At 74.4% G+C, this 15,546-nt stretch carries 18 protein-coding genes; 12 read left to right on the top strand and 6 right to left on the bottom strand.

The features are described from left to right. Window positions 1-16: 16 nt before the first annotated feature. The gene (locus tag BM165_RS04865) at window positions 17-1,156 is read left to right on the top strand and encodes a serine hydrolase domain-containing protein (RefSeq protein WP_075012369.1); all 1,140 of its coding nucleotides are present in this window, start codon (window positions 17-19) and stop codon (window positions 1,154-1,156) included. Window positions 1,157-1,292: 136 nt separating this feature from the next. Further along, window positions 1,293-2,159 (top strand): DUF4394 domain-containing protein, encoded by an 867-nt coding sequence (locus tag BM165_RS04860; protein ID WP_075012368.1) that lies wholly within the window; start codon window positions 1,293-1,295, stop codon window positions 2,157-2,159. An 83-nt stretch (window positions 2,160-2,242) separates the two neighbouring features. Here BM165_RS04860 and BM165_RS04855 read toward each other — a convergent pair whose 3' ends face one another. Continuing rightward, complete coding sequence (locus BM165_RS04855; protein WP_075012367.1) at window positions 2,243-3,064, bottom strand: formate/nitrite transporter family protein; 822 nt, start codon at window positions 3,062-3,064, stop codon at window positions 2,243-2,245. A gap of 23 nt (window positions 3,065-3,087) precedes the next feature. Between BM165_RS04855 and BM165_RS04850 the strand changes: the two genes are divergently transcribed. Further along, on the top strand, window positions 3,088-3,822 hold the full coding sequence (locus BM165_RS04850) for a monooxygenase (RefSeq protein ID WP_083427060.1): 735 nt from the start codon (window positions 3,088-3,090) through the stop codon (window positions 3,820-3,822). On the opposite strand, the gene BM165_RS04845 is transcribed toward BM165_RS04850, so the two are convergent. Continuing rightward, window positions 3,807-4,325 (bottom strand): GNAT family N-acetyltransferase, encoded by a 519-nt coding sequence (locus BM165_RS04845; RefSeq protein WP_075012638.1) that lies wholly within the window; start codon window positions 4,323-4,325, stop codon window positions 3,807-3,809. The two genes, BM165_RS04850 and BM165_RS04845, sit on opposite strands and share 16 nt — an antisense overlap. 97 nt (window positions 4,326-4,422) lie before the next feature. Between BM165_RS04845 and BM165_RS24630 the strand changes: the two genes are divergently transcribed. After that, complete coding sequence (locus BM165_RS24630) at window positions 4,423-4,575, top strand: hypothetical protein (RefSeq protein WP_177225110.1); 153 nt, start codon at window positions 4,423-4,425, stop codon at window positions 4,573-4,575. A 16-nt stretch (window positions 4,576-4,591) separates the two neighbouring features. Here BM165_RS24630 and BM165_RS04840 read toward each other — a convergent pair whose 3' ends face one another. Continuing rightward, window positions 4,592-5,254 carry an FAD-binding oxidoreductase gene (locus BM165_RS04840; RefSeq protein ID WP_244274043.1) on the bottom strand — a complete coding sequence of 221 codons (663 nt, stop codon included), beginning with the start codon at window positions 5,252-5,254 and terminating at the stop codon, window positions 4,592-4,594. A 115-nt stretch (window positions 5,255-5,369) separates the two neighbouring features. Continuing rightward, entirely contained in the window at window positions 5,370-5,978 is a 609-nt protein-coding gene (locus BM165_RS04835; protein ID WP_075012364.1) for a sulfite oxidase-like oxidoreductase, read from the bottom strand. Window positions 5,979-6,131: 153 nt separating this feature from the next. Between BM165_RS04835 and BM165_RS04830 the strand changes: the two genes are divergently transcribed. The 5 genes from BM165_RS04830 to BM165_RS04810 all read left to right on the top strand — a co-directional run bounded on the left by BM165_RS04830 (window position 6,132) and on the right by BM165_RS04810 (window position 10,805). After that, window positions 6,132-6,836, top strand: a complete 705-nt coding sequence (locus BM165_RS04830) for a succinate dehydrogenase cytochrome b subunit (protein WP_244274041.1) — start codon at window positions 6,132-6,134, stop codon at window positions 6,834-6,836. An 18-nt stretch (window positions 6,837-6,854) separates the two neighbouring features. Further along, the gene (locus tag BM165_RS04825; protein ID WP_075012363.1) at window positions 6,855-8,801 is read left to right on the top strand and encodes a fumarate reductase/succinate dehydrogenase flavoprotein subunit; all 1,947 of its coding nucleotides are present in this window, start codon (window positions 6,855-6,857) and stop codon (window positions 8,799-8,801) included. Beyond that, window positions 8,802-9,575 carry a succinate dehydrogenase/fumarate reductase iron-sulfur subunit gene (locus BM165_RS04820; RefSeq protein ID WP_075012362.1) on the top strand — a complete coding sequence of 258 codons (774 nt, stop codon included), beginning with the start codon at window positions 8,802-8,804 and terminating at the stop codon, window positions 9,573-9,575. Between the two features lie 179 nt (window positions 9,576-9,754). Further along, the gene (locus BM165_RS04815; RefSeq protein WP_075012361.1) at window positions 9,755-10,261 is read left to right on the top strand and encodes a winged helix-turn-helix transcriptional regulator; all 507 of its coding nucleotides are present in this window, start codon (window positions 9,755-9,757) and stop codon (window positions 10,259-10,261) included. Continuing rightward, a complete protein-coding gene (locus BM165_RS04810) occupies window positions 10,251-10,805 on the top strand; it encodes a PaaI family thioesterase (protein WP_075012360.1) in 555 nt (184 codons plus the stop codon). Before BM165_RS04815 ends, BM165_RS04810 begins: the two co-directional genes overlap by 11 nt. Before the next feature lie 22 nt (window positions 10,806-10,827). Here BM165_RS04810 and BM165_RS04805 read toward each other — a convergent pair whose 3' ends face one another. Next, the gene (locus BM165_RS04805) at window positions 10,828-11,583 is read right to left on the bottom strand and encodes a glycoside hydrolase family 16 protein (protein ID WP_075012359.1); all 756 of its coding nucleotides are present in this window, start codon (window positions 11,581-11,583) and stop codon (window positions 10,828-10,830) included. Beyond that, complete coding sequence (locus BM165_RS24135; protein WP_244274040.1) at window positions 11,580-12,200, bottom strand: LURP-one-related family protein; 621 nt, start codon at window positions 12,198-12,200, stop codon at window positions 11,580-11,582. The genes BM165_RS04805 and BM165_RS24135 overlap by 4 nt, the downstream gene beginning before the upstream one ends. Before the next feature lie 181 nt (window positions 12,201-12,381). Between BM165_RS24135 and BM165_RS04795 the strand changes: the two genes are divergently transcribed. From BM165_RS04795 to BM165_RS04785, 3 genes are read left to right on the top strand one after another with little or no spacing between them, the layout of a single operon-like run. Next, window positions 12,382-13,605, top strand: a complete 1,224-nt coding sequence (locus tag BM165_RS04795; protein ID WP_143108026.1) for an inositol-3-phosphate synthase — start codon at window positions 12,382-12,384, stop codon at window positions 13,603-13,605. Beyond that, a complete protein-coding gene (locus BM165_RS04790) occupies window positions 13,602-14,510 on the top strand; it encodes a hypothetical protein (RefSeq protein ID WP_075012357.1) in 909 nt (302 codons plus the stop codon). The genes BM165_RS04795 and BM165_RS04790 overlap by 4 nt, the downstream gene beginning before the upstream one ends. Beyond that, a complete protein-coding gene (locus tag BM165_RS04785) occupies window positions 14,507-15,529 on the top strand; it encodes a class I SAM-dependent methyltransferase (protein ID WP_075012356.1) in 1,023 nt (340 codons plus the stop codon). The genes BM165_RS04790 and BM165_RS04785 overlap by 4 nt, the downstream gene beginning before the upstream one ends. Window positions 15,530-15,546: the final 17 nt, after the last annotated feature.

Raw genomic sequence — 15,546 nt, 5'->3', positions numbered from 1 at the left:
GTCCGGTCGACCCCGCATGGGACTGGCGGAGGAGATCGAGCGCGTCGTCGGCGCGGCGGTGGCGGCCGACGCGGTACCGGGCGCGGCCTGGCGGGTGGAGCGCGACGGCGAGGTGGCCCGAAGCGCCGCCGGCACGCACACGCCCGGCCGCGACGACCCAGTCGCGCCCGGCACCGTCTTCCGCATCGCCTCGGTCACCAAGCCGGTGGTCGCCGTCGCCGCGCTCGCGCTCGTCGAGGAGGGAACGCTCGGCCTCGACGACCCGGTCGACCCGCACCTGCCCGAGCTGGCCGGCCGGCGCGTGCTCGCCGACCCCGCGGACCCGGCGGCCGGCACCGTGCCGGCGCGGCGGCCGATCACCGTCCGCGACCTGCTCACGTTCCGCCTCGGCCTGGGCCTGGACTTCACCGCACCGTGGCCGACGCCCACCGTCGCCGCCCTGGGCGAGGCCGGGCTCCCGGCCGGGCCGCCGCAGCCGCAGGCCGCTCCCCCGCCGGACGAGTGGCTGCGCCGGCTGGCCTCGGTCCCGCTGGCGTACCAGCCCGGCGAGCGCTGGCTGTACCACACGGGCGCGAGCGTCCTGGGCGTCCTCGTCGCCCGCGCGGCCGGCCGGCCGCTGCCCGAGGTGCTGGCCGAACGGGTGCTCACGCCGCTCGGGATGGCCGACACCGGCTTCGGCGTGCCCGACGCCGCGCGCGACCGCCTGGGCCCGCACTGGACGCCGCCGGACGACGGCGGCACGCGGCAGGTGTACGACCCCGCCGACGGGCAGTGGGCGCACCCACCGGCCTTCCCCGACGGCGGTGACGGGCTGGTCTCCACCGTCGACGACCTGAGCGCGCTCGCGCGTGCACTGCTGGGCGGCGGCGGACCTGTGCTCCGCCGCGACACGGTGGCCGCGATGACGACCGAGCAGGCCGGCCCGGTCGACGAGGAGGGCGGCGGCTGGGGGCTGGGCCTCGGCGTCCGCCGGGAGGACGAGCCCGGCGGCCGGCACGCCGGCTCCTGCGGCTGGGACGGCGGCCTGGGCAGCTCGTGGTGGACCGACCCGGTCACCGGGACGACGGCGGTGCTGCTGACCAACCAGATGTGGTCCTCCCCCGCGCCGCCGGCGCTGTTCGGCGCCTTCCGGGCGGTCGCGTTCGGCCCCCGGTGACCGCGTGGTGACCCCCCGGAGCGGAGGCCGGAACGGACGGAACCGTCCGCCGAGACGGTGAACGCCCAGGTCGGGCGCCCGTAGACACAGGTGCACGCACCTCACGGTCGAGGTGCCCGCTCATCGGGAGAAAACCATGCGCAAGGGACTCACCACCGCCCTGACCCTGTCCGCCGCCGCGGCCCTCGGGGTCACCCTGGCACCGACCCTGGCCTCGGCCGACAACGGGAACAACGGCAGCTACTCGGCGTCCGGGCAGAACCGGCTGCAGGCCATCGGCCTGGCCGGCGACCGCACGCTCGTCCAGTTCGACACAGACCGGGCCGACCGCGGCCGCACGCTGGGCGACGTGCAGGGGCTCGACGCCGCCGACCAGGAGATCGTGGGCATCGACTACCGCGTGCAGAACGGCGCGCTCTACGCCGTGGGCCGCGGTGGCGGCGTCTACACCGTCGACACCCGCTCGCTGAAGGCGACGAAGGTGCTGAACCTGACGATCCCCCTGGACGGCCAGAGCTTCGGTGTCGACTTCAACCCCGCCGCCAACGCCCTGCGCGTCGTGAGCGACACCGGCCAGAACCTGCGCCAGCCCTTCGCCACCCCCGGGGCTGCCACCGTCGCCGACACCCCGCTCACCTCCCCGCCGACCGTGGGGACGACGACCGGCGTGACCGGCGCGGCCTACACCAACAACGACCTCGACCCCGCCACCTCCACCACGCTGTTCGACCTGGCCACCGCCACCGACCAGGTCGTGATCCAGGCTCCGGCCAACGCCGGCACCCTCTCGGCCACCGGCGCCACCGGGGTCGACCTCACCGGGGACACCGGCTTCGACATCTACACCTCCACCCGCGGTCGCTCGGCCGGCCAGCTGTCGGCCTTCGCGGTCAACGGCGGCACGCTGTACGCCGTCGACCTGCTCAGCGGCCGGTTCGCCCAGGCCGGCCGCATCGGCGGCGGCCAGGTCACCGACATCGCCATCCCGCTCGGCCAGCGCTGATCCCGGGGCCGGCTCCCGCACGCGCGGGAGCCGGTCGCTGGGTCCCGGTGGACGGGGCGCCTGCTGCGGGAGGCCCGGCCGGGTCAGTCGTCGTCGGCGGCGTCGGCCCGTTCGCGCTGGATCAGCTCCTTGCTGCGCACCAGGCGCAGCAGCGTGACCACGAGCAGCCCGCCGGCCATGTTGAGCAGCGTCACGTACCAGAACCAGGCCAGCCACTCGCCGTACCCGAACGGCGCGGTGCCGGTGTGGATGGCACCGAAGACCAGCAGCGTGTCCAGGACCGAGTGGAACAGCTGCAGCCCGGCGAGGACGAAGGCGCCGGCCACCGCGGCGACGATCTTCGCGCCGTCGGCCGGGGTGCCGTTCTGCATCCGCGTCATCAGCGTGATGACGGTGCCGCCGAGGAAGGCCAGGCAGACCGCGCGCAGGTCCAGCGGTGACTCGACGAAGTGCCGCGCGGACTCGACCATCGTGGGCCCCAGCTCGGGGAAGCCGTGCGCCACCACCCACATGAACGCCCAGCCCCCGACCAGGTTGGCCGCCAGCGTGCCCGACCACAGCTTCGCCAGCTGCGCCCAGCTCGCCCGCCCGGCCACCACCGCGGTGACCGGCAGCAGGAAGCCCTCGGTGAACAGCTCGCTGCGGGCGAGCAGGAGCGCGATGAAGCCGACGGAGAAGGCCAGCCCGGCCAGCAGGTGGCTGCCGGTCCCGGCGTACACGGCCACCAGCGCGAGCACCCCGACGCCGACCTCCAGCCCGCCGGCCAGCCCGGTGGTCAGCACCTCGCGCCAGGTGCGGTGCAGCCGCTGCGCGCCCTGGCTGACCACCCGGTCGAAGGCCTCGACCAGCTCGTCCTCGGCCGGGGCGTCGGTGTCGCCGAGCTGGACGCGGCGCTGGTCGGTCATGGCGCGCACCTACCCTCGGCGGCGTGCCCCACTCCGAACCGCCCCGCGCCCCGGGGGCCGTGACGCTGCACCTGTGGGGCGTCCCCGGCCGAGCGGTGCCGCGGGCGGCTCTGCGGATGGCCTCGGTGCGCCCGGCGCTGGCCCGCACGCCCGGCCTGCGGTTCGCCAAGCTGCTGGGCACCGGCGACGGGCGCACCTTCACCGTCCGTGACGCCGACCCGCGCCGCTGGGGTCTGCTCGCCGTCTGGGACGACGCGGCCGCCGCCGACGCCCTCGACGACGGGCCGGTGACCCGGAGCTGGCGCCGGATCGCCGACGAGGAGTGGTCGGTGCGGCTGCGCCCCCTGGCCGCGCGCGGCCGGTGGTCGGGCCGCGAGCCGTTCGGCAGCCCCCGGCCGCAGCGCTGGGACGGCCCGGTCGCGGCGGTGACCCGCGCGCGGCTGGTGCTGCGCCGGGCCGCGCGGTTCTGGTCGGCGGTGCCGCCGGTGTCGGCCGACCTGCACCGGGCGCCGGGCCTGCGCATGGCCGTCGGGATCGGGGAGGCGCCGCTGGGCCTGCAGGGCACCTTCAGCGTCTGGGACTCCGGCGCGGCGCTCAACGCCTTCGCCTACGACCGGCCCGAGCACGCCGCCGTCGTGGCGCGGACGGCGCGGGAGGGCTGGTACGCCGAGGAGCTGTTCGCGCGGCTGGCGGTGCTGTCCTCCCGGGGCACCGTCGACGGCACCGACCCGGCAGCGACGGGCTACAGCACCGCGTAGAGGTGGACCTCCTCGCGGTCGTCGCCGGGCCCCAGCCGGATCGCGCCGGGCATCCGGCCGAACTCGCGGTACCCCAGGCCCGCGTAGAACCCCTCGAGGCCGTAGCCACCGCGCACGGTCAGGTGCAGCATCTCCAGGCCCAGCGCCCGGGCGGCGTCGTGCACGCCGGTCATCAGCACCCGGCCCAGGCCCTGCCCCTGCCGGGCCGGGTGGACCTGCACGCGCAGCACGGTGGCCCAGTGCCGGCGCAGCGGGCTGACCGACAGCGACAGCACCGCCCAGCCGGCCAGCTCCCCGCCGACCTTCACCACCACCAGCTGCTCACGCCCCTGCGCCACCCGCCCGAGCAGGGCGTCGAGCACCGGCTCGACGTCGTCCTCGGTGACCGGCGGGACGAACCCCACCGCGCCGCCGGCGTTGCTGACCTCCGTCCAGCACGCCAGCAGCGCCCGGCGCAGCTGCGGGCCGACGTCGCTGACGGCGGTCACCTCGGCAGCGGGCATGCCGTCGATCATCGTCCGCGGCGGAGGTCACACCGGCAGCACCCCTGGACCGCGAGCCCCTGGACCGCGGGCTCCGTCCCGCGCCAGGCTCGTCGCCATGAGCGACGCACCCGGTCCGGTCCCGACCCCGCGCCCCGTGGACGACGAGCTGCGCGTCCCCTTCTGGATCGTGCTCGCCGGGGTGGGCGCCGGCGCCTTCTGGGCCCTGGCCGGGGTGGCCCTGGGCTCCTGGCTGCGCTCCCGGCGCTGAGTCCGGTGCGCGCCGGTCAGCTGCCGCTGGGGCCGAACCGCTCGACCCGGACGTCGGCGGCCGGCACGCCCAGCCCCACCAGCAGCCGGCCGGCCGCCTCGGCGAACGGCGTGGAGCCGCACACGTAGGCGGTCTGCCCGGGCTCCCACAGCGGCACCAGGTCCGCGGCGGTCAGCCGGCCGGCCGGGCGGATGCCGGAGGGCTCACGGGTGGTGACCACCAGCGCCCCGGCCGCGCGCAGCTCGTCGGCGTAGGGCAGTTCGGCCACCGTGCGGGTGGACACGGCGATCCGGAGCAGGTCGGTGCGCCCGAGCTCGAGCGCGGTGCGCCACATGGCCACGAACGGCACCACCCCGGTGCCGCCGCCGACCAGCAGCGCCGGCCCGTCCCCCTCCCACACGAACCAGCCGCCGATCGGCCCGCGCACCTCGAGGGCGTCGCCGGGCTCGACGACGTCGGCCAGGTGGGTCGACACCTCGCCGTCGTCGAGGCGCTCGACGAGCAGCTCGACCAGCGGGTCGCCCGGCGACGAGGCCACCGAGTACGACCGCTGGGCGCGGTAGCCGTCCTCGGCGGTCAGCCGGACGACGTAGTGCTGGCCGGCGAGGTGGTCGACGCGGTCGGGCACCGCCAGCCGCAGCCGGACCGTGCGCGGGGTGGGCCGGTCGACCTCGCGCACCGTCGCCGTCCGCCACCCGCCGGCCGGGGCCCGCCGGCCCGGTGGGGGACCCGTCGGCCCCGCTGCAGGGTCCCGCCGCGAGCCTGCGAGCGGTGGGGGGCAGCGGGGTCCTTCCTCAGTCACCCTGGTAGCGCTGCTCGCGCCAGGGGTCACCGCGGTCGTGGTAGCCGTTCTGCTCCCAGAAGCCCTGCTGGTCGCGCTGGAGGAGGGTCAGCCGGGTGACCCACTTGGCGCTCTTCCAGAAGTAGAGGTGCGGCACCAGCAGCCGCACCGGGCCGCCGTGCTCGACCGGCAGGGGCTCCCCGCCGAACTCCCACACGATCCACGCCTTCCCACCGGTGACGTCCTGGAGCGGCAGGTTGGTCGTGTAACCGGTCTTGGCCGTCGCCATGACGAAGTGCGCGTCGCCGGTCGGGCGGGCGGCCTCCAGCAGCGTGTCCACGCTGACACCGGCGAAGTGGGTGTCGAACTTCGACCACGTCGTCACGCAGTGGATGTCGCCGCGGTACTCCGACGGAGGCAGCCGGTGGACCTCGTCCCAGGTCCAGGTGGTCGGGTCCTCCACCCGCCCGTCGACGGTGATGCTCCAGGTCTCCGGCGCGATGCGCGGGGTGGGCTCGGCGGTCAGCACCGGCCAGTCGCGGCCGACGTCGTACTGGCCAGGGGGCAGCCGGGGGTCACGCTCGCGGCGTCTGCCGAGGAAGCCCCGGGTCGGTCCTGCCACGCGTCCTCCTCGTTCGGGTGGTGTGCCGGGCACGCTGCCATGCCCGCGAGCGACCACCAACGTCCTGACCTGCGCTGAGGGTTCCCTCACATGACATGGCTCACTGCGTGTTCACATGGCCGACACCGGGTTATGGAGCCTAACTTTGGTGGCGTGGTGACGGTGACGCACTCGGGCCAGCGCAGGACCCCGAAGGCCGCGAAGACCAGTTCGGTCTTCAAGAAGGCGGTGATGGCGGTCAGCGGCATCATCCTGGTGCTGTACCTGGTCGCGCACATGATCGGGAACCTGAAGATCTTCTCCGGCCGGGAGTCGTTCAACGGCTACTCGGAGTGGATCCGCACGATCGGTGAGCCCGCGGTCCCGGCGCAGACGACGCTGTGGATCATCCGCGTCGTCCTGCTGGCCGCGGTCGCGGCGCACATCTGGGCCGCCGTGTCACTGTGGCGCCAGGCCAAGCGCGCCCGTCCCGTGCAGTACGTCGCCCGCAAGCAGGTCGCCCAGAGCTACGCCTCGCGCACCATGCGCTGGGGCGGGGTCATCCTCGCGCTGTTCGTGATCTACCACATCCTCGATCTCACCGCAGGTGTGGCGAACCCCGAGGGCACCGCCTCGACGCCGTACGACCGCGTGATCGCCGGCTTCTCCAACCCGTTCATCACCGCGGTCTACATCGTCGCGCTGCTCGCGCTCGGGTTCCACCTGCGCCACGGCATCTGGAGCGCCACCCAGACGCTGGGGCAGAGCAACAAGAAGCGGGAGCGGACGGTCAACGCCTTCGCCACCGTCTTCGCGGTGGTGCTGACCGCGGGGTTCCTGATCCCGCCGCTCAGCATCCTCTCCGGGCTCGTCGGCTGACTAGGAGCGACTACGACCATGGCCCTCGAACTGTTCACCCTCGGCGACCCGATCGCCGACACCTCGGCCCCGCGCGACGTCCCGATCGGTGAGCGCTGGAGCGAGCGCCGCTTCCGGGCCAAGCTGGTCAACCCGGCCAACCGCCGCAAGCTGACGGTCATCGTCGTCGGCACCGGCCTGGCCGGCGGCTCGGCGGCCGCCACGCTCGGCGAGGCCGGCTACAAGGTCAAGTCGTTCTGGTACCAGGACAGCCCGCGCCGCGCGCACAGCGTCGCCGCGCAGGGCGGCATCAACGCCGCCAAGAACTACCGCAACGACGGCGACTCGGTGCACCGGCTGTTCTACGACACGGTCAAGGGCGGCGACTTCCGCGCCCGCGAGGACAACGTGCACCGGCTGGCCGAGGTCAGCGTCAACATCATCGACCAGTGCGTCGCCCAGGGCGTGCCCTTCGCCCGCGAGTACGGCGGCCTGCTCGACAACCGCTCCTTCGGTGGCACCCAGGTGTCGCGGACGTTCTACGCCCGCGGCCAGACGGGTCAGCAGCTGCTCTACGGCGCCTACCAGGCTCTCGAGCGGCAGATGGCGGCCGGCACGGTCGAGCAGTTCGCGCGCACCGAGATGCTCGACCTGATCGTCGTCGACGGCCGGGCACGCGGCATCGTCGCCCGCAACCTCATCACCGGCGAGATCAGCACCCACTTCGCCGACGCCGTCGTCCTGGCCACCGGTGGCTACAGCAACGTCTTCTACCTGTCGACGAACGCCAAGGGCTCCAACGCCACGGCGATCTGGCGGGCCCACAAGCGGGGGGCGCTGTTCGCCAACCCCTGCTACACGCAGATCCACCCGACCTGCATCCCGGTGCACGGCGAGTACCAGTCGAAGCTCACGCTGATGAGCGAGTCGCTGCGCAACGACGGCCGGGTGTGGGTGCCCAAGGAGCGCGGCGACACCCGCGACCCGCGGGACATCCCCGAGGAGGAGCGCGACTACTACCTCGAGCGGATCTACCCCGCGTTCGGCAACCTGGTCCCCCGCGACATCGCGTCACGGCAGGCCAAGAACGTCTGCGACGAGGGCCGCGGCGTCGGCCCCGAGGGCAAGGGCGTCTACCTGGACTTCGCCGAGGCCATGCAGCGCCTGGGCCGCCCGGCCATCGAGGCCAAGTACGGCAACCTCTTCGACATGTACGCCCAGATCACGGGTGAGGACCCCTACGAGGTCCCCATGCGGATCTACCCGGCCGTGCACTACACGATGGGCGGGCTGTGGGTCGACTACGACCTGCAGTCCAACATCCCCGGCCTGTTCGTGATCGGCGAGGCCAACTTCTCCGACCACGGCGCCAACCGGCTGGGTGCCAGCGCCCTCATGCAGGGCCTGGCCGACGGCTACTTCGTCCTGCCGAACACCATCAGCCACTACCTGTCCTCCGGGCCCTTCGACAAGGTGGACCCGCAGCACCCGGCCGCCGTCGAGGCGCTCGAGGGCGTCCGGGCGCAGACGGAGCGGCTGCTGTCGATCAACGGCAACCGGACCACCGCGTCGTTCCACCGCGAGCTGGGCCGGCTGATGTTCGACCTGTGCGGCATGGAGCGCTCGGAGGAGAGCCTGCGCAAGGCGCTCGACCGCATCCCCGAGATCCGCCAGGAGTTCTGGACCAACGTGAAGGTGCCCGGCGAGCTGGGCCGCTTCAACCAGAGCCTGGAGCACGCGGGCCGGGTGGCCGACTTCATCGAGCTCGCCGAGCTCATGTGCGTCGACGCCCTGCACCGCAACGAGAGCTGCGGCGGCCACTTCCGCGCCGAGAGCCAGACCCCCGAGGGAGAGGCACTGCGCGACGACGAGAACTACGCCTACGTCGCCGCGTGGGAGTGGACGCCGGAGGGCGCCCCGCCGGTCCTGCACAAGGAAGACCTCGAGTTCGAGTACGTCCACCTCGCCCAGCGGAGCTACAAGTAAATGGACCTCAAGCTGCGCGTCTGGCGTCAGCGGGACGCGACGGAGAAGGGGAAGATGGTGACCTACGAGGTCACCGACATCTCCCCGGACATGTCCTTCCTCGAGATGCTCGACGTCCTCAACGAACAGCTCATCCTCGACGGGCAGGAGCCGGTCGCCTTCGACCACGACTGCCGTGAGGGGATCTGCGGTTCCTGCGGTGTCATGATCAACGGCCGCGCGCACGGCAACGGCCTGCACGACTCGCACCCGCAGACGGCGACCTGCCAGCTGCACATGCGGTCGTTCAAGGACGGCGAGACGATCGACATCGAGCCCTGGCGGGCGACCGCGTTCCCGATCATCAAGGACCTCGCCGTCGACCGGAGCGCCCTCGACCGGATCATCCAGTCGGGCGGCTACATCAGCGCCCCGACCGGGACCGCGCCCGAGGCGCACTCGATCCTGGTGGCCAAGAAGGACTCCGACGCCGCGTTCGACGCCGCCACCTGCATCGGCTGCGGCGCCTGCGTGGCGGCCTGCCCGAACGCGTCCTCGATGCTGTTCACGTCGGCGAAGGTCGTGCACCTGGGCCTCATGCCGCAGGGGCAGCCGGAGCGCAACGACCGCGTGATCAACATGATCCACCAGCAGGACCTCGAGGGCTTCGGCGGCTGCACGAACATCGGTGAGTGCTCCGCCAGCTGCCCGAAGGGCATCTCGATGGAGAACATCTCGCGGCTCAACCACGACCTCCTCGGCGCCCTGCGCGCCGGCGCGCGTCCGAAGAGCTAGCGGAAGGACCCCCTCGCCCCCCCACCGCTCGCACGCTCGCGGCGGGACCCTGCGAGGGGGCCGTTCCAGCACCCCACCTGCGGGCGGGGACCCCACCCGGGGTCCCCGCCCGTCGCCGCTCCCGGGCAGGCACGTCCCGGGGGTGGCGGCCCGTCGGTTCGACGTGCAAACTGACTCGGGTGACCGCGTCCTTCGACCTCGCCGGGCTGCCCGGCCGCCCCTGCACCATCGCCGCCGCCCTCGAGCTGGTGGGCGAGCGCTGGTCGCTGCTGGTGGTCCGGGAGGTCTCGCTGGGCAACCACCGGTTCAGCGACATCGCCCGCGGCACCGGCGCCCCGCGGGACCGCCTGACCGCGCGGCTCAACGCCCTGGTGGCGGCGGGGGTGCTCGAGCGCCGGCAGTACAGCGACGCACCGCCCCGCTCGGGCTACCACCTGACCGCGTCGGGCCGCGACCTGCTGCCGGTGCTGCAGGCCCTGCTGCAGTGGGGCGACCGCTGGGCCGCCGAGGAGCCGCCGGTGCGGCTGCACCACGCCCCGCACGGGCACGAGGAGCACCAGGTCGACGCCGAGTGGGTGTGCCGCACGTGCGGGGAGCCGGTCAACCGGTCCCGGGTCGAGCGCGTCCTCACCCCGGCCGGCCGCGCACTGGCCGGCGTCCCCGAGGAGCAGCGGCATGAGCACTGAGGCCGACCCGCTGACCGACCCGCTGACCGGCGCCGTGCCCGCCTCCTGGGGGGAGCCGCGCTCCCGGACGGTCACCTGGTACGACCCGATGGTCACCGCGGCCGGCGCCGTGGAGCGCTCCGGCCTGGAGACGCTGGAGGCCATCCGCGACGGCGTCCTGCCGCCCCCGCCGATCTCCGTGCTGGTGAAGATGGGCGTGGTCTCCGTCGAGGCGGGCCGGGTCGAGTTCACCTGCGCCGTCGACGAGTCGGTCTACAACCCGATCGGCGTCGTGCACGGCGGGCTGGTCTGCACGCTGCTGGACACCGTCGCGGGGTGCGCGGTGCACTCCACGCTGCCGAAAGGCGTCGGCTACACCTCCATCGAGCTGAAGGTGACCTACCTGCGGGCGGTGACGCGGGACAGCGGCACGCTGACCGCCGTCGGGACGGTGGTCAAGCCCGGCCGCCGGGTGGCCTTCGCCGAGGGGCAGGTCCTCGACGGGGCCGGGAAGCTCGTGGCGACGGCGTCGAGCTCCCTGCTGGTCTTCCCGCTGCCGACCTGATCGCCCGCGGCGCCCCGCGCGGTCAGCCGGACTCCCCGCGGATCCAGTCGACGACGAGCTCCGGGACGACGTAGGGCTCGCCCGGCACCGCCTTCTCCGGGAAGTCGAAGACGGCCAGCATCGTCTGCACCGGGTAGTCGGGGGTCACCGCCACGCGGCGCACCTCGGCGCCGTCGACGGAGAACACGGCGCCGTCGGGCCGCCAGTCGACGGCGTAGGTGTGCCAGTCGGCGACGTCGATCCCGGGACGCGGCGCGGCGAAGTCGTCGACCAGCCGCGGGTCGCGGAAGGGGTGCACGCCCATCCCGACGGCCGCACCCGCCACCGGGTCGACGGCGTCGCCGAAGACCTCCATGACGCACAGCTCCCCGCTGCGCCCGGGCTCGTCCTCCAGGCCGACCGTCCACCAGGCCACCATCGACCGCGGGGTCACCGTGGCCCGGGCGCGCATCTCCAGCAGCCCGTGGTGCGGTGTCCAGCCCCACCGCGCCGGCTGCTCCTCCCGGACGACGGCGCCCGGCCGCACCGGCTGCTGCCCGACCGTGCTGCCCACCGGCCCGGAGAAGACGCCGGACTGGATGCCCGAGACCCGCAGCGGCGGGTGGTCGTCGGGGCACCACAGCGGCGCGTCGTCGGGCAGGTACAGGCGCAGGCAGGAGTCGCGGACCTCGTAGCGGGCCGCCGTCGCCGCGCGGGAGCTCCACTGGGGCAGGTAGTGCGGCACCCAGACGTCGCGGTCGAGGTCGGCGCCCCCGAAGTCGTCGACGAACGCGCTCACCGGCTCTGCAGGGCGTCCAGTGCCACGGCCATCGACGCCGCGACCCGGAAATCCAGCCGCGGGTCGGGCACGGAGACGTCGTAGCGGTCGCGGATCGACTTCCGCCGCTCCACGACCAGGACCGGCGCCCCGGTGGCGGTGTCGACGAAGTCGAAGTGGAAGACGAAGGGCACCCAGACGTCGCCGAGGAACGGGATGAGCTCCCACACGCGCCGCAGGATCGCGATGAACGGCCGGCGCTCCTGCCCGACGGCGGTCAGTCCCGGCACCGACAGGTCCCAGGTCGAGCGCAGCAGGCTCGCGCCGAAGCGCTTCTTGAACGAGCCGAGGACCTGGCCGGACTCGTCGAACACGTCGTGCTCGGCGCGCACGTCGAGGCGCTGGCGCGCGCGGAAGGAGAAGACCGGCCGGCTCCCGCCCTCGTCGGCGGTGAACACGACCTCCTCCTTGAGCTTGAGCCGCTTCTGCTGGGCCATCGCGAGCAGCTGCTGCTCGCTGCCGTCCGGCCCCACGGCGCGGACCTCGTAGCGGTTCACCATCACGGTGATCCGCTGACGGACGGCGAAGCGCGGCACGACCATCGCGGCCGACGGCTGGTCGGAGTACGGGACGGTCACGGTGCTCTCCTCGGGTGTCGGCGGGTGGTCAGGACCCATCGTGGCCCCGCCGTCCAGGGACACGCCGTGCGCGACCGGATTGTGGAGCAGAATCTCGATTCCACCCAGCGAGTGCACAACCGCTGTGCCAGGCTCGGTCGCGGCACCGGGGGAACAGCCCCCCAGTCTCGCGGAGGTCGTTGTGGTCCAGCAGTCCCGTCGCGTCGGCGTCGCTGTGGTCGGACTCGGGGGTGCGGTAGCCACGACCGCGGTCGCCGGCCTGGAACTGGTGCGGATCGGGGCGGCGGGCACCGACGGCCTGCCACTGGCGGGGCTCCAGGTGGCCGGCGGTCCGGTCGAGGAGACGACGGGCCTGGTCGGCTACGAGTCCCTCGTCGTCCGCGGCTGGGACCTCGACGGATCCGACCTGCGCAAGGCCGCCGAGCAGCACGGCGTCCTCGACTCCCGCCAGCTCGAGCAGGCCGGCCCGGCGCTGTCGGCGCTGACCCCCTGGCCCGCGGCTGGCGACGCCGACTTCTGCCGCAACGTCACCGGCGGCAACGTGGTGCTGGCCGAGACCCGCCGCGCGCAGGTCGACGCCGTCCGCGCCGACCTCCGCCGCTTCCGCGAGGAGGAGGCCCTCGACGGCCTGGTGCTGGTCAACCTGGCCTCCACCGAGCGCTGGCCCGACCCCGCCGCCCCGGCGCTGCAGACGGTCGAGGCCTTCGAGGCCGGGCTCGACGCCGACGACCGCGCCATCACCCCGGCGATGGTCTACGCCTACGCCGCGATCGCCGAGGGCGCCGGCTACGTCAACTTCACGCCGTCGTTGGCCGCCGACGTCCCCGCGCTGGTGGCATTCGCCGAGCAGCGCGGCGTCCCGGTCGCCGGCAAGGACGGCAAGACCGGCCAGACGATGATGAAGACGGTGCTCGCGCCGGCCTTCCGCGCCCGGTCGCTCACCGTCGAGGGCTGGTACTCGACCAACATCCTCGGCAACCGCGACGGCCTGGCCCTCGACGACCCCGACTCGCTGGAGAGCAAGCTGCAGACCAAGGGCAGCGTCCTGGACTCGATCCTCGGCTACCCGGTCGAGGACCACGTCGTCCGGATCGACTACTACCGGCCGCGCGGGGACCAGAAGGAGGCCTGGGACGCCATCGACCTGGTCGGCTTCCTCGGCCAGCGGATGCAGATCAAGGTCGACTTCCAGTGCCGCGACTCGATCCTCGCCGCGCCGCTGGCCGTCGAGCTGGCCCGGCTCACCGACCTCGCGCAGCAGCGCGGCGAGGGCGGCGTGCAGCGGCAGCTCGGCTGGTTCTTCAAGGCGCCGATGACCGCCGACGGCAGCGTCCCGGAGCACGCGTTCCACCGGCAGGAGACCGCGCTGCTCGACTGGCTGGCCGCCGGCGTCTCCGCCCGGTGACCGCGCTCGCCCCTCCGCTCGTCCCCCTCGCCGCCCTCCGGCCGCTGCTCGCCGAGATCGGTGACGCCAAGCGGGTCCGGGTCGCCGGCCGGCCCGGCTCGCTCGCCGAGCAGGCCTTCGCCCGCGCCTGGGCGCGGCTGGTCTCCGGCGAGGACGTCGCGGCGGTCGCGTACTCGGAGACGGCGGCCGCCGTCGCCCGCGCCCGGCTCGCCGGCATCGACGCCGGCGTGCTGACCGGTGCCGGGCTCTCCGACGGCGAGGCGCTCGCCGTGCTGGAGCGCGGCTTCGACGAGGTCGCCGGGCCGCTCGACGCCGGCCTGCGCGATCGTCTGCGCGCGGCGCTGGGGCCGCTCCCCTCCCCCGGCACGCCGCCTGCGCTGGCCGGGGCGCTCAACGCCCAGCCGCGCGCGGGGGCCACCGCGCCGGGCCGCCAGCGGATCGTGGTCGAGCCGCCGGAGAGCCACGGCGACCACTGCCTGACCGTCGCCGTCTACGGGGCCCTGGTGGCCCCCGTGGTCGGTGCCGACCCGGTGCCGCCGTTCCTGCTCGGGCTGACCCACCACCTGCACAACGTCGTCCTGCCCGACGCCGGGTTCGCCGGTGAGGTGCTGCTCGGCGACGCCCTGGAGCGGGTCATGGCCACGCTCGAGGAGCGGGAGCTCGCGGCGCTGCCCGCCGACCTGGCCGGGCAGGTGCGCGAGGTGCTGGCGCTGCGGCCCGGCGCCGACGTGCCCGGGGCGCGGGCCTTCCACGCCGCCGACGTCCTCGACCGCGTGCTGCAGGTGCACCACCACGCGCGGGCGGCGGCGTTCACCGCGTCGCAGGCACTCGACGACCTCGAGCTCGTGCACGCCGGCCCGGTGCAGGCCTACCACCTCGACGTCCTGGCGGCGGCCGGGCTGTGAGGCTCACGCTCGACGCCCCCGTCGTCGACGGGATCCCGTTCGCGCGGGCCGGCCGGGACGACCTGCGCGCGGAGGTGGCCGGGCTGCTCGCCGCCGGGGAGAACGACCGCGCCCGAGTGCTGCTGCTCGCCGACGCCGACGACTGGTGGACCGAGCCACCGCCCCCGCCCGAGCAGCTCGCCCGGGTGCCGGCCGCGCGGACGCTGCGCGAGGCGATGGAACTGCTCGGCATGGGCCGGGTCGCCGACTACTTCGCCCACCGCTGGTCCGACCCCACCCACCTCGCCGGCCTGGCGCTGCTGCAGGCGCACTGGCCCGGGGACCGGCCGGTGGTCGACGTCGCCTGCGGGGTCGGCGCGCACCTGCGCGAGCTGTCCCGCCGCGGGGTGGGCGACCTGCTCGGCGTCGACGTCGTCTGGGCGAAGCTGTGGCTGGCGCAGCGGTTCGTCTGCCCCGCCGCGCGCTACGTCTGCGCCGACCTCACCGCGGCGCCGGACCTGCGGGTGCGCACCCCGGCCTACGTCATGTGCCACGACGCCTTCTACTTCCTGCGCGACAAGCGGGCCGCCGCCGCGGCGATGCACGCGCTGGCCGGGGACGGCGGCACCGTCGTCGTCGGGCACGCGCACGTGGCCGACCCGCACGGGGAGCCGCTGACGCCGGAGGGCTACGCCGGGGTGCTGCGCACCGGCCTCCTCTACGACGACGACGAGCTCACCCGCTCCCTGCTGCAGAGCCGCCCGCCGCGCCCGTCGGCACCGGCGGACCTGCACGCCAGCGAGGCGATCGCCCTGGTGGCCGGCGACCCGCTCGGGCCCGCCCCCGCCGACCTCGGCGAGCCGCTGCCCCCGCTGACGCCCAACCCGCTCTACCGCGACGGCGTGCGCACGTGGCCCAGCGAGCGGTACGCCGCCGAGTACGGGCCGCGGTCGGCGTACCTGCCGGAGCGCTGGCCCGACCCCGTGCCCCCCGACGCCGCCCGCCGCCGGCTGCTCGTCGACCTCCCGGAGGCCTGGTGAGCCGGCGAGTTCCCCGT

Source organism: Geodermatophilus obscurus (assembly GCF_900115395.1).
GTDB lineage: Bacteria > Actinomycetota > Actinomycetes > Mycobacteriales > Geodermatophilaceae > Geodermatophilus > Geodermatophilus obscurus_B.
Note: the sequence above shows the minus strand (reverse complement) of the source record. Positions and strands in the feature narration are given on the sequence as shown.

What these genes read in the sequence shown, in the direction of transcription:
- BM165_RS04865 (WP_075012369.1), top strand. Translation starts at nt 17, where the DNA reads ATGGGACTGGCGGAGGAGATCGAGCGCGTCGTCGGCGCGGCGGTGGCG.
- BM165_RS04810 (WP_075012360.1), top strand. Translation starts at nt 10,251, where the DNA reads ATGAGCACTGAGGCCGACCCGCTGACCGACCCGCTGACCGGCGCCGTG.
- BM165_RS04820 (WP_075012362.1), top strand. Translation starts at nt 8,802, where the DNA reads ATGGACCTCAAGCTGCGCGTCTGGCGTCAGCGGGACGCGACGGAGAAG.
- BM165_RS04825 (WP_075012363.1), top strand. Translation starts at nt 6,855, where the DNA reads ATGGCCCTCGAACTGTTCACCCTCGGCGACCCGATCGCCGACACCTCG.
- BM165_RS24630 (WP_177225110.1), top strand. Translation starts at nt 4,423, where the DNA reads ATGAGCGACGCACCCGGTCCGGTCCCGACCCCGCGCCCCGTGGACGAC.
- BM165_RS04860 (WP_075012368.1), top strand. Translation starts at nt 1,293, where the DNA reads ATGCGCAAGGGACTCACCACCGCCCTGACCCTGTCCGCCGCCGCGGCC.
- BM165_RS04855 (WP_075012367.1), bottom strand. Translation starts at nt 3,064, where the DNA reads ATGACCGACCAGCGCCGCGTCCAGCTCGGCGACACCGACGCCCCGGCC.
- BM165_RS04845 (WP_075012638.1), bottom strand. Translation starts at nt 4,325, where the DNA reads ATGCCCGCTGCCGAGGTGACCGCCGTCAGCGACGTCGGCCCGCAGCTG.